Origin of the sequence: Nisaea sediminum, from assembly GCF_014904705.1 — a bacterium.
In the GTDB taxonomy this organism is placed as follows: Bacteria; Pseudomonadota; Alphaproteobacteria; order Thalassobaculales; family Thalassobaculaceae; genus Nisaea; species Nisaea sediminum.
In genome coordinates this window covers 567560-579513 of record NZ_JACZCQ010000003.1, presented here as the reverse complement: position 1 = coordinate 579513, position 11954 = coordinate 567560, and the positions used below count along the sequence as shown (strand labels likewise).

Here is an 11954-nt window from a genome sequence, read left to right as displayed (position 1 = left end):
GGCGCGTTTCGGCCATTCGGATTCTTATCGTTGCACCGAACTTTAGCAGGACCGGTCCGGGAAAGTCAGGATCGAAACAAGCTTTTTTCTTCGATCCGGAAAGCGTGGACGATTTGACTGTCGCGGCGCATCAGGTGACGGCGTCGATCTGCTCGTCTGTGAGGTTTCCGGGCACGATCGTGATCGGCACTCGCATCCGCGCGGCGCCCTTGCCGGCCATGTAGGAGACCAGCGGCCCGGGGCTCTCGCCCTGGGTGTTGGCGCCGAGCACGAGCACCGAAATGCTCGGTTCCTCGTCGATCAGTTTCAGCAGTTCGTCGCGGGTGGATCCTTCGCGGACATAGATGATCGGAATCTGTCCTGAAATCTCGACGACCTTCTCGGAGAGGCCGCTGAGGAGCTCTTCCGCATCCTCGCGGGCCTCCTCGCGCATGATCTCGCCGACGCCCATCCAGTGCTGGAATTCCTGCGGTTCGATGGACCGGAAAAGAGCCACGTGGCCGCCGCTGTGGCGGGCCCGGCGACAGGCGAAGCGCAGCGCGATCATCATCTCGTCGCTGTCATCGACAACGACGAGGAAGACCCTGGGCTTCGATCCATCCGTCAACTGGCTCATGCGAGTTCTGTCCGATCTGCCACGACTTTGATCAAACTTTACGAAAAACCGCTGCGGCAAGCCAGCCCGCGACGACGGCGATGATGATCGCCGCGAGGCCGTAAATTGCCGAACGCGTATGCGCGAAGGTGTAGACTTCGGCGCCGATGCCGACTTTTTCCACCACGAGCGGCGTTGTCTGGGCGTGAACGACACGTCCGTCGCGGATCAGGTAGACGACCGCGGTATAGATGCCGGTCGCGAGGGTTGCCGGGAAATGCACCTGGGTGCGGAACAGCTTGGACGCGATCACGGTAACATCGCCCGGGGTCTGGGCATAGAGACCCTGTGCCTTCTTGCGCCGAATCAGCGCTTTGCGGAACTCGGCCACCTCCTCCCGGGCGCGGCTATCGTGCCCGTCGGCCACCTTCAGACGCAGATGGTTCGCGCCGATCTCCTGGCGCGCCAGGACTTCCGGCGGCGCGATTTCCTCAAGCGGCCGGCTTGACGCAACGGCGTAGAAGTTGGGCGCCCCGGTGAATTGAATGCTCTTGGTGTTCATCCAGATACCGGCGACGCGATCCTTGCGGCGGACCGTGATGTTTTCCTTGGGGCCGGTGACCGTGACGACGATATCGCCTGTATCGTCCACCGATCCGAAGAGCAGCAGGTCGGCGCCGGTGAACCCGGTGGTGATGTCCACCCGGTGACTGGAGAGATCGGCGATCAGGTCCTGTGCCCGCGCGCTTCCCGAGCAGATCAATGCGAGGGCGATGATGGCGAGCCCCGCGAGGCGGGAACGGTCGTTGCAGGGCATCCGTTCAGCCTCCGCTCGCCACGACGATCGAGTAGACGTCGCTCGGTGTCACCACCAGATCGAAGGCGAGTTTCAGGCAAACCGAAACGACCATCAGAGCCAGCAGAACGCGCAGCTGCTCACCCTTCAGCTTGACTGCGAACTGGCTGCCGAACTGGGCGCCGACGACAGCGCCAATGAGCAGCAGGATGGCCAGAACGACGTCGACGGTCTGGGTCGAAATCGCCTGCAGGAAGGTCACGTTCGCGGTGACGAAGATGATCTGCAGCAGCGAGGTCCCGACCACCATCGAGGTGCGCATGCCGAGCATGTAGATCATCGCCGGAACCATGATGAAACCGCCGCCGACCCCCATGATCGCGGACAGGATGCCGACCAGGCACCCGATCCCGAGCGGCAGCAGGGCGCTGATATAGAGCTTGGACTTGCGGAACCGCATTTTCAGCGGCAGGCCATGCATCCAGTTATGCTCGTGCAGCTTGCGCCGCCGGGCCCCGCTCTTGCGGACCTGCAGAATGGTGCGGATGCTTTCCAGCAGCATCAACCCGCCGATGATGCCGAGGAAGATCACGTAGCAGAGCTTGATCACCAGGTCGATCTGGCCGAGCGCTTCGAGCAGCTTGAAGATCAGCACGCCCAGGCTGGAGCCGACGATGCCGCCTGCGAGCAGTACCAATCCCATGGTGAAATCGAGGTTTCCGCGGCGCCAATGTGCGATCACGCCGGAGATCGAGCTGGCGACGATCTGGTTCGCGCCGGTGCTGACCGCGACCGGCGCCGGGACGCCGAGGAAGATCAGCAGCGGCGTCATGAGGAAACCGCCGCCGACGCCGAACAGGCCGGAGAGAAATCCGACAGCCCCGCCCATCCCCAGAATGAGGAAGACGTTTACCGACATCTCTGCGATGGGCAGGTAGATGTACATCGGGCCCGCGGGGACGGTAAGGGATGAACCTGAAACCGGTCGCGTCACAGACGTGGCCGACCGAACGATTCCATCCTTGATAACAGAAAAATATGTGGCAGTGCCACGACTTGTTTGGACTTGTTCCAAAAATCGGTGGGCCGTACCCGGCAATCCGGTCTGCTTGCCGTCTAGCTCTCAAGCGCGGCGAGGATTTCCGCTTTGTGCGCGACGAATTCCGGGCTGGTTCTGACCCTCTGTCGCCGGTCCGCCGGGAGCCGGATTTCGAAACTCGCGCGCAACTGCCCGGGCCGTCCGCTCATCACCAGGACCCGGTCGGCGAGAAAGACCGCTTCCTCGATGTCGTGCGTCACCAGAAGCGCGGTGATGCCGCGGTCTGCGAGGAGTCCGGCGAGCCAGACCTGCATCTGCGCGCGGGTTTGCTGATCGAGCGCGCCGAACGGCTCGTCCAGCAACAGCAGCTCCGGGCCGCCGGCGAGCGTGCGTGCGAGCGCCGCGCGCTGCTGCATCCCGCCGGACAGGGCGTTCGGGTAGAATTGCTCAAACCCCTCGAGACCGACGGCGGCGATGAGTTCGGCGGTCAGATCCCGGCTTACTGTCCGGCCAAGTGCGCGGAACCTGCTGCCGAAGGTGACGTTGCCGGTCACGTCGAGCCAGGGGAACAGCGCGGGTTGCTGGAACACCATGCCGCGGCGCGGGCTGGGGCCGTCGATTCGTTCTCCCGCGAACCGGATTGTCCCTTCGTCGGCTTCGAGCAAACCGGCCGTGAGGCGGAGCAAGGTGGATTTTCCACAACCGGAAGGCCCGACGATCGCGACGAACTCTCCTTCGTCGGCGGCGAAGCCGATCGGGCCGACGGCGTGTACCGTTTTCGTGGGCATATTGCCTGAGAAACTGTGGCGCACATTCTCAAGGAAGAGTTTTTGCAAAGCGTCGGTCCGTTGTCCTGAAACTGCGAGACAGGGGCTATCCGTTTCGAAAATAAGAAACTAATTCATGGGTGAATGCATCGTCGAAATGCGTGAATTCGCACAGACCGCATTTCAAATGTGTGCGGTAATTCGTATCATTGGTTGAACATTCGGCATTCCCCGCCGAAGGAGCAAAAAGCCATGTTTAACTCGATCCTTCGTGCGATCGGCCTGTCTCCGAAAGGTGAGCGGCGGCAGTTCGAACGCTATCCTGTCACGACTCCGCTCGAAGTGACTGTGGGTGGTGTCGCGCATACCTGCATCGTAGAAAACGTTTCCGTAGGAGGTTTGCGCCTTGAGCCGCCGGTGGCGGCGGAGCCAGGCAGCGACCTGAAGATCTTGCACCCGGCCTCGGGCCTTCATCTTGAGGGAAAACTGATCGCCAACGACGAACATGGTGCCCGGGTCAGTTTCAATTCGGCGGAAGCCGGCGCGGTGGTCTCCGTTTGGGTTCGCATGATGCACGAACAAGAAAGCGCGCGCGCCGAGACCGTCTGACGGGCTTGCGATCCCGGCCCGGCGGGGTATAAGCGGCGCCATGCGCATCCTTTTCATTTCCTACACCCGCCTCGGCGATGCGGTGCTGTCGACCGGGTTGCTCGAAGCGCTGCGCGAGCGCTATCCGGAGGCCCGCTTCACGATCGCCTGCGGTCCGGTGGCGGCGCCTGTGTTCGAGGCGTTCCCGGCGCTCGAACGTCTGGTGGTGATGCGCAAGGGGCCTTATCTGGCGCATTGGCGCACCCTGCTCGGGGCCTGTTTCCCCGCTTTCTGGGACCTGATCGTCGATTTGCGCGGCTCCGCCTCGGCGTGGGTTCTCCCAACGCGCAGGCGCCGGATCTTCTCCGGTGGCTCGAACAATGGGCACCGGGTCGAACAACTGGCTGCCCTACTGGATCTGGATCCGCCGCCGCCGCCGCGCGCCTGGTGCTCCGACGCGGACCGGGCGAGGGCGGAGAAACTGATCGGCGACGATCCGCGTCCGATCCTCACCGTCGGTCCGACCGCGAACTGGCGGGCGAAAACCTGGCCGCGCGAACGTTTCGAGGAGACTGTGCGCCGGCTCACGGCATCCGGCGGCGTCCTCGATGGGAGCCGTCTCGCGGTGCTTTCCGCGCCGTCGGAGCGAGAAGAAGCGCTCCCTCTGCTTTCCGCCGTCCCCGAAGCCGACCGGATCGATCTCGCGGGCATCGAGCCGCTCGGAGTGCTGGCGGCGCTGCTGGCGCGTTCGGCGCTCTATATCGGCAACGACAGCGGACTGATGCATCTCGCGGCTGCGTCCGGTGCGCCGACCCTCGGGCTCTTCGGCCCGAGCCGCGACGAGCAGTACCGGCCCTGGGGGGCACGCACAGCCTTCGTCAGGACCGACCGGGACTACGAGACGCTGCGCCGCGACCCCGGCTTCTGCAAGGACCCGGAGGACAGCCTGATGTGGGACCTACCGGTCGATCGTGTGGTCGAGGCGGCGGAAAGACTACTCGCCGGAAAGTCCTGAGCGCACCGCGTCGGCGACCGCGCCGATCGAGATCTCGGCCATGCGGTTATTGCCGTAGCGCACGACACCCGGCGGCATCACCACGTCGATGCGCGGATCCTCGGCGATCGGCACCGAGCCACCGAACAGGCCGACCGACGGCGTGCCCACTGCGGCGGCGACGTTGAGCATTCCGGTGTCGTTGCCGATGGCGAAGTCCGAGACTGCCGCGAAGGCGGCTGCCTGCAGAAGCGGGCGCGAGATGACGGGACGGATCCAGGCGGGATCGGAGAACCGCGAGCCGATGCGCGCTGCCATGTCCGCCTCGGCCTCCCCGCCGATGAGCAGCAAAGTTCCGCCGGTCTCCCTGTGCAGCCGGTCGGCCAGCGCGCCGAAATTATCCACGCCCCATTGTTTGAACTCCTCGCTGGCGCCGAGGATCAGCGAGATCCATGGGCGGGGCAGGGTATCTAGCTCCGTGCGGGCGATGTCTGTCAGCCGACCGTCAACGGCGAGGTTTGGAGCCGCCTCGATTTTCGGGACCGAGTGATTGAGCAGCAGCCGGTTCGCCTTTTCGATGGCGCTCAGTTTCTTCGCATCGCGCGGCAAGGCGTGTTGTGTCGTCAGGAAGGCGTCCTGCCATCCGATACCGTAGCCGATCCGCTCGCCGATCCCGGCGCGCCAGGCGGCAAACCCGTAGCGCGCCGAGGTGTGCAGGATCCAGACCGTGTCGAAGCCGTATGGGCGCAGGGCATTGCCGAGCGCGAGACCGCCGAGCGGGCCGCGGTGGCGCTTCTCGTCCAGCCAGAGCACGTCGCGCACGAAGTCCGATCCTTCGAGCAGGACATCCGCCTGCGAACGCTGCTTGGTGAGGAGCGTCACGGTTTTCTGCTTTGTCTGGGCGGCGATGCTCTTCAGATGCGGCAGGTGCCAGATCACGTCGCCGATGCCGGGCAGCGGCTGGATGACGAGGGTGCCGCCGATCGGGCGCGGGTCGATTCCGGCAATCGTTGCTTTCACTCTTCGGCTCCCGTCGTCGGTCCGCACTGCGCTTGCGGTCGGGCACGGGCTACACCACAATGCGCCGCGTTGTCACAAGCTTTTCCGAAACCTCGATGATCCGTCTTTACCAGACCATGGCAGGGGCGCGCCACGGCGGCGCCGAAGCATTTTTCGAACGCCTGGTCTCCGCGATGGCAAAGCCGGAATGGAGTGGCGCTGTCGCACAGCGCGTCGCGATCCGCCGCGACGACAGGCGGGCCGGGATTCTCCGCGCGGCCGGAGTGGATTTCACCGAATTCGGCTTCGGCGGAGCTCTTGACTTCCTGACGCCCTGGCAGCTCAGGCGGGATATCCGGTCGTTCCGGCCCGATGTGGTGCTGGCCTGGATGAACCGAGCCGCCGCAAAGACACCGCCGGGCGACTATCTCCGCGTAGGCCGGATCGGCGGCTATTATGACGTGAAATATTATCGCGGCTTCGATCACCTGATCTGCAACGCACCTGGTCTCGTCGATCATATGACAGGTCAGGGCTGGCCGGCGGAGCGGACCCATTATGTTCCGAACTTCGTCCATGCCGAGCCCGGAACGCCGCTCAGCCGCAGCGCGTTCGACACGCCAGACGATGCCCCGCTGCTGCTTGCGCTCGGCCGTCTGCATCGCAACAAGGCCTACGACGTGCTATTGCGCGCCCTTGCGAAGACACCAGCGGCCTATCTCTGGATCGCCGGCGCGGGGCCGGAGGAAGCGGCTCTCAAGGCGCTGGCGGAAGAGCTGGAGATCGCCGCGCGGGTCCGCTTCCTTGGATGGCGCGACGACACCGCGGATCTGCTTGCAAGCGCCGACATTCTGGTTTGCCCGAGCCGTGTCGAAGGGCTCGGTAATGTGGTGATCGAGGGCTGGGCGCACGGCCTGCCGGTCGTCGCGGCGAAGAGCGAAGGGCCGGTGCATCTGATCCGTGAGGGGGAAACCGGTCTGCTGGCCGTGATCGAGGACGCCGACGGATTTGCTGCGCAGCTGAACCGCGTGATTTCCGACAACGCGCTCGCGAAGTCGCTGACCGATGCCGGGCGGGCCGAGTTCGAAGCCCGTTTCAGCGAGCGCACGGTGGTCCGGCACTACCTCGACTTGCTCGGGTCTCTCGCCAAGTAGTACCGGAGTCCTACCGGTCTCCCTCAGGTGAACTTGCGGAAGAGTTTCGTCTGGTCGAAGAGCTGTTCCAGAACTTTCATCCGGTCCCTTGTCTCTTCCCAGCGTTCCGTCTGCACCGCGGCGATCAGCGCCTCGATGATGAACAGGATCACGGCGGAACTGTCCCAGGCCGACGGCACCTCGATGCGGGCGCGGAAGCTGTGGCTCGCATGTTTCGCGGCCGGCGAGCCCCACTGGTCGGTGAAGAGCACCAGGCGCGCCCCGCGCTCCTTCGCCATTTCCGCCAGGCGCTGCGTGTCATGCTCGTAGCGCCGGATGTCGAAGGCGACGAGCACGTCGCCTTCCTTCATGTTCAGCACATAATGCGGCCAGGTGTTCGAATTCGGCGAGATCAGCGTCACACCGTCCCGGATCACCTGCATGTGGGTGAAGAAGTAATCCGCCATCGACCGGCTGATGCGGCCGCCAACGAGATAGATATTGCGTGCAGGATCGCTCAGCAGGTCGACGACCGCGTTGAAGTCCGAGAGGTCGAGCTGCTGCAGGGTTTGCCTGAGATTGTCCGTCACCGCATCGGCGAAGCGGTTGAGGATATGGGTGTCCGGTGCGTTCGCGGCCCAGCTGTCGTGCTTCGCGATCGGATTGGAGAGGGTGGCCTCGAGTTCCGACCGGAGCGCGGCCTGCATCTCGGGAAAACCGCCGAAGCCGAGCTTGCGGGCCATCCGCGCCGCCGTCGGCGTGGAGACATCGGCTGTCTCGGCCAGTGTCGTTATCGTGCCGAGGCCGGACACCGGATAGTTCTCGAGAATGACATTGGTGAGCTGACGCTCCGCTCGGGTCAGCGACTCGAACCGGCGCCTGATGCGCTCCGCCACCGTTCCGGTCAGGGGTTCCGACAATTCATCCTCCCGGGCGCGACCGCGCCGTGTCGTTTTGAAAATAATGCGACAATCTCAGATTTATAGAAGAGGAATTTTCAGAATTATCCTTGACTGCCTGATCAAAGTTGAAAAGATGGCTGCAACGTCAGGGGAGAGGGCGAGTGGCATTGTCGGCGCAGCCGATCGCGGATCTGTCCGCGTGGGGCAATCCGGTCAGCGTGACGAACGAGGGCGGCAAGCGTGCCGCGATCGTCGTTTGCGAACACGCCTCCAACCATATTCCGGCCCATTTGCATGGGCTCGGCGTTGACGAAGCCGTCCAACAGAGCCATGTGGCATGGGACCCGGGAGCGCTTGCCGTGGCTTCGACCATGGCCGCCACGCTTGATGCGCCCCTGGTGGCGGCGAAGACTTCCCGCCTGGTCTATGACTGCAACCGCCCGCCCGAGGCCGAAAGCGCCATGCCGGCGGTGAGCGAGATCTACGAAATCCCGGGCAATGCCGGCCTGACCAAGATGCAGCGCGCAGAACGCGCAGAGCGGATCTACTTTCCGTTCCGCGACACGCTGGAGCACGTCATCGAAGGCCGCATGGCGGCGGGACAGCGTCCGGCGATCGTGACCGTGCATTCCTTCACGCCCGTCTACAAAGGGGTCGAAAGACATTTCGATCTCGGCATTCTTCACGATGCGGACAGCCGCCTCGCCGACGCAATGCTGGATCAGCAGGAAATATTCGCCGGACTGGACGTACGCCGGAACGAGCCCTACGGCCCGGCCGATGGCGTGACGCACACGTTGAAGGTCCACGCGCTGCCGCATGGCCTGCTCAACGTCATGATCGAAATCCGCAACGACATCATCCGCGAGACGGCGCAGCAGCGCGCCATGGCGGAGCGGCTGTCGGGCGCGGTAGCGAGGGCTCTTGAGCTCTGCGCGGGCGGCGACGGCAACAGCAACGACCAGCAGAGATAAGGGGCGGAGGATGCCAAAAGCGATACGGCTCTACGTTGCCTATGTCGAGAAGATGAACCGCTTCATCGGCCGGTTCGCGATGTATCTGATCTTCGCGATGCTGGGCGTGCTGCTCTATTCGTCGCTTTCCAAGGCGGTATTCCTGCCGTCGCTCTGGACGCTCGAGACCGCGCAGTTTCTGATGGTGGCCTATTACCTGCTGGGCGGCGGCTATTCCATGCAGCTCGGCGACCATGTGCGCATGGACCTGCTCTACACGAACTGGAAACCGCGGACCCGCTCTCTGGTCGACTCGATCACCGTTCTCTTCCTGATCTTCTATCTCTGCCTGCTGCTCTATGGCGGCTATTCCTCGACCGCCTACGCCATCGAATACAACGAGCAGAGCTATTCCGCCTGGGCGCCCTACATGGCGCCGGTGAAGATCGTCATGACCTTCGGGGTTCTGCTCATGCTGCTGCAGGCGGTCGCGACGCTCTTCAAGGATATTGCCGCACTGCGCGGGGAGGAACTCTGATGAGTTACGAGCTTATCGCCCTCCTCATGTTCTCCTCGATGATGCTGCTGCTCCTCACGGGGCAGCGGGTCTTCGGGCCCATGGGTTCCGCGGCCAGGGCGGCAGCGCTGCAGCTCGGGGGCGACGGCGGCTCCGAAATGGCCTTCAGCGCGGCCATGAAGCTGATGAAATGGTATCCGCTGCTGACCCTGCCGCTCTTCGTCTACATGGGCTACATGCTGTCGGAGTCGAAGATCGCCGACGATCTCTACCGCATGTTCCATGTCTGGATGGGGCCGCTGAACGGCGGTCTCGCGATCGGCACGATCCTGCTGATGGTCGCGGTGTCGGCGATGAACGGGCTCTCGGTTGCGGGCATGGCCATCGGCGCCAGTATCGCGCTGCCGGAACTGCTTCGCCGCGGCTACGACAAGATCATGGTGACCGGCGTGATCCAGGCCGGCAGTTCGCTCGGCATCCTGGTGCCGCCGAGCGTCGTGCTCGTGCTCTACGGCATGATCGCGCGCCAGCCGGTCAGCCAGCTCTGGCTCGCGGGCGCCATACCCGGCCTGATGATGGCGGGCATGTTCATCGCCTATATCGTCATCCGCTGCTGGATGCAGCCCTCCCTCGGGCCGTCGCTCAGCAAGGAGGAGCGGGCGGAAATCACCTGGGAAGAGAAGATCAGCCTGCTCAAGGCCGGCATCCTGCCGCTCTTCATCTTCTTCTCGATGACCGGGCTGTTCCTGATGGGGGTGACCTCGCTGGTCGAGAGCTCCGCTGTCGGAGCCACGGCGGCGACCCTGGCCGCGCTCGTCAAGCGCCGGCTGACGGCGGAGGTTATGGAAGAGGTGCTGCGCAAGACGCTGGGCATCTCCTGCATGTTCATGTGGATCATTCTCGCCGCGCTCTGTTTCGGCGCCGTCTTCGACGGTCTTGGCGCCGTTAAGGCGATCGAGAGCTTCTTCGTCGACCGGCTCGGTCTCGGGCCCTGGGAGATCCTGATCCTGATGCAGCTCTCCTTCATCCTGATGGGCATGTTCCTCGACGACACGGCGATGCTGGTCATCGTCGCGCCGCTCTATGTGCCGCTGGTGAAGATGCTGGGCTTCGATCTGGTCTGGTACGGCGTGCTCTACACGATCACCTGCCAGATCGCCTATATGACGCCGCCATTCGGTTACAACCTCTTCCTGATGCGCGCCATGGCGCCGCCGGAGGTCACGCTGTCGGACATCTACCGGTCCATCGGCCCCTTCGTGCTGGTCATGACATTGGCGCTCATTCTGGTCATGATCTTCCCCGATATCGCGATGTGGCTGCCCAACCAATTCTACGGAAGGTAGTCGGGCCGCGATGGGACCGAACTGAAGAAGAAACGGGGAAGGGGAGGCGCATCGCGCCATGACAGTGCGGATGGAACGGCCTGGGAACCGTTCCATTGAGGGTTAACCGGGCCCGAGGGCCCATCACCTAAGGGAGACAGGTGACATGACGAACAGACGTGAATTTCTGAAGACGGCCGCCGCCGCGACGACGGCGGGCGTTGCCGGAGCCGCGACACTCGCCGCGCCGGCCGTGAAGGCCCAGAGCAAGATCAAGTGGCGGCTGCAGACCTATGCCGGTCCGGCGCTCGCCGAGCACGTGATCAAGCCGTCGATCGACGCCTTCAACAAGGTCGCCAACGGCGAGATGGAGATCGAGCTCTATTTCGCCGACCAGCTGGTTCCGACGGGCGAGCTCTTCCGCGCCATGCAGCGCGGCACCATCGACGCGGTGCAGAGCGACGACGATTCCATCGCTGCGCCGGTCGATATCTCGGTCTTCGGCGGCTACTTCCCGTTCGCGACCCGCTACAGCCTCGACGTACCGGTGCTGTTCAACCAGTACGGCCTGAAGGAGATCTGGGAAGAGGCTTACGGTGAAGTCGAGGGCGTGACCTGGCTCAGCGCCGGCGCCTGGGACCCGTGCCACTTCGCCACCGTCGATCCGATCAACAAGCTCGACGACCTGAAGGGCAAGCGGGTCTTCACCTTCCCGACCGCGGGTAAGTTCCTGTCCCGCTTCGGCGTCATTCCGGTGACCCTGCCGTGGGAAGACATCGAGGTCGCGGTGCAGACCGGCGAGCTCGACGGCATCGCCTGGTCGGGCATCACCGAGGATTACACGGTGGGCTGGGCCGACGTGACCAACTACTTCCTCACCAACAACATTTCCGGTGCCTGGTGCGGTTCCTACTTCGCCAACTCCGAACGCTGGAACGAGCTGCCGGAGCATCTGAAGGAACTCTTCAGGCTCTGCATGGACAGCTCGCACTATTACCGCCAGCACTGGTACTGGGGCGGCGAGGCGAAGCTGCGCGTCGACGGCACCAAGATGAAGCTGACCACCATCGCCGACGACGAGTGGGCGACGGTCGAGGCCGAGGCCGAGAAGTTCTGGGACGAAATCGCCGCCCAGACGCCGCGGACTAAGAAGGTCATCGATATCTTCAAGAAGTATGCATCGGATATGAAAAAGGCGGGCAAGCCGTACCGCTATAGCTAAGACCTGATCGTCTCCTCCGGGAGCGGCATTTCTCCGGCCGCCCGATACGCGGACCTTGCGCGTACGGGCGCCCGGATACTACTTCGTTGCCGCGCGGCGTCCTGCCGCCGGCAGAAACTTCCGG

The 11954-nt window shown here is 63.8% G+C and carries 13 protein-coding genes; 7 read left to right on the top strand and 6 right to left on the bottom strand.

Translation table 11 applies throughout. The features are described from left to right. Positions 1-130 precede the first annotated feature (130 nt). From IG122_RS07870 to IG122_RS07855, 4 genes are all read right to left on the bottom strand, one after another. A complete protein-coding gene (locus IG122_RS07870; protein ID WP_193182191.1) occupies positions 131-616 on the bottom strand; it encodes a universal stress protein in 486 nt (161 codons plus the stop codon). Between the two features lie 31 nt (positions 617-647). Then, positions 648-1412, bottom strand: a complete 765-nt coding sequence (locus IG122_RS07865; RefSeq protein ID WP_193182190.1) for a TIGR02186 family protein — start codon at positions 1410-1412, stop codon at positions 648-650. 4 nt (positions 1413-1416) lie between these two features. After that, positions 1417-2337 (bottom strand): sulfite exporter TauE/SafE family protein, encoded by a 921-nt coding sequence (locus IG122_RS07860; RefSeq protein ID WP_193182189.1) that lies wholly within the window; start codon positions 2335-2337, stop codon positions 1417-1419. A 170-nt stretch (positions 2338-2507) separates the two neighbouring features. Continuing rightward, on the bottom strand, positions 2508-3218 hold the full coding sequence (locus IG122_RS07855; protein WP_226893390.1) for an ABC transporter ATP-binding protein: 711 nt from the start codon (positions 3216-3218) through the stop codon (positions 2508-2510). Between the two features lie 231 nt (positions 3219-3449). On the opposite strand from IG122_RS07855, the gene IG122_RS07850 reads away from it, so the two are divergent. Beyond that, positions 3450-3806 (top strand): PilZ domain-containing protein, encoded by a 357-nt coding sequence (locus IG122_RS07850; RefSeq protein WP_193182187.1) that lies wholly within the window; start codon positions 3450-3452, stop codon positions 3804-3806. 40 nt (positions 3807-3846) lie between these two features. Further along, on the top strand, positions 3847-4800 hold the full coding sequence (locus tag IG122_RS07845; protein ID WP_193182185.1) for a glycosyltransferase family 9 protein: 954 nt from the start codon (positions 3847-3849) through the stop codon (positions 4798-4800). Here IG122_RS07845 and IG122_RS07840 read toward each other — a convergent pair. Continuing rightward, the gene (locus IG122_RS07840; protein WP_193182183.1) at positions 4780-5799 is read right to left on the bottom strand and encodes a glycosyltransferase family 9 protein; all 1020 of its coding nucleotides are present in this window, start codon (positions 5797-5799) and stop codon (positions 4780-4782) included. The genes IG122_RS07845 and IG122_RS07840 overlap by 21 nt on opposite strands. A 59-nt stretch (positions 5800-5858) precedes the next feature. On the opposite strand from IG122_RS07840, the gene IG122_RS07835 reads away from it, so the two are divergent. Next, the gene (locus IG122_RS07835; protein ID WP_226893388.1) at positions 5859-6932 is read left to right on the top strand and encodes a glycosyltransferase; all 1074 of its coding nucleotides are present in this window, start codon (positions 5859-5861) and stop codon (positions 6930-6932) included. Between the two features lie 23 nt (positions 6933-6955). Here the strand turns inward: IG122_RS07835 and IG122_RS07830 are convergent, their stop codons facing one another. Then, complete coding sequence (locus IG122_RS07830; RefSeq protein WP_193182182.1) at positions 6956-7831, bottom strand: MurR/RpiR family transcriptional regulator; 876 nt, start codon at positions 7829-7831, stop codon at positions 6956-6958. Positions 7832-7974: 143 nt separating this feature from the next. On the opposite strand from IG122_RS07830, the gene IG122_RS07825 reads away from it, so the two are divergent. From IG122_RS07825 to IG122_RS07810, 4 genes are all read left to right on the top strand, one after another. Next, positions 7975-8787 carry an N-formylglutamate amidohydrolase gene (locus IG122_RS07825; RefSeq protein ID WP_319024838.1) on the top strand — a complete coding sequence of 271 codons (813 nt, stop codon included), beginning with the start codon at positions 7975-7977 and terminating at the stop codon, positions 8785-8787. A 10-nt stretch (positions 8788-8797) separates the two neighbouring features. Next, positions 8798-9304 carry a TRAP transporter small permease subunit gene (locus tag IG122_RS07820; protein ID WP_193182179.1) on the top strand — a complete coding sequence of 169 codons (507 nt, stop codon included), beginning with the start codon at positions 8798-8800 and terminating at the stop codon, positions 9302-9304. Continuing rightward, complete coding sequence (locus IG122_RS07815) at positions 9304-10629, top strand: TRAP transporter large permease (RefSeq protein WP_193182177.1); 1326 nt, start codon at positions 9304-9306, stop codon at positions 10627-10629. Before IG122_RS07820 ends, IG122_RS07815 begins: the two co-directional genes overlap by 1 nt. 145 nt (positions 10630-10774) lie before the next feature. After that, positions 10775-11830: a TRAP transporter substrate-binding protein gene (locus IG122_RS07810; RefSeq protein WP_193182175.1), complete on the top strand. Its 1056-nt coding sequence runs from the start codon at positions 10775-10777 to the stop codon at positions 11828-11830. The last annotated feature ends 124 nt before the right edge of the window (positions 11831-11954 follow it).

Coding starts and splice junctions, on each gene's coding strand:
- IG122_RS07870 (WP_193182191.1), bottom strand. CDS start 616: ATGAGCCAGTTGACGGATGGATCGAAGCCCAGGGTCTTCCTCGTCGTT.
- IG122_RS07855 (WP_226893390.1), bottom strand. CDS start 3,218: ATGCCCACGAAAACGGTACACGCCGTCGGCCCGATCGGCTTCGCCGCC.
- IG122_RS07865 (WP_193182190.1), bottom strand. CDS start 1,412: ATGCCCTGCAACGACCGTTCCCGCCTCGCGGGGCTCGCCATCATCGCC.
- IG122_RS07815 (WP_193182177.1), top strand. CDS start 9,304: ATGAGTTACGAGCTTATCGCCCTCCTCATGTTCTCCTCGATGATGCTG.
- IG122_RS07850 (WP_193182187.1), top strand. CDS start 3,450: ATGTTTAACTCGATCCTTCGTGCGATCGGCCTGTCTCCGAAAGGTGAG.
- IG122_RS07810 (WP_193182175.1), top strand. CDS start 10,775: ATGACGAACAGACGTGAATTTCTGAAGACGGCCGCCGCCGCGACGACG.
- IG122_RS07860 (WP_193182189.1), bottom strand. CDS start 2,337: ATGTACATCTACCTGCCCATCGCAGAGATGTCGGTAAACGTCTTCCTC.
- IG122_RS07845 (WP_193182185.1), top strand. CDS start 3,847: ATGCGCATCCTTTTCATTTCCTACACCCGCCTCGGCGATGCGGTGCTG.
- IG122_RS07820 (WP_193182179.1), top strand. CDS start 8,798: ATGCCAAAAGCGATACGGCTCTACGTTGCCTATGTCGAGAAGATGAAC.
- IG122_RS07835 (WP_226893388.1), top strand. CDS start 5,859: ATGCGCCGCGTTGTCACAAGCTTTTCCGAAACCTCGATGATCCGTCTT.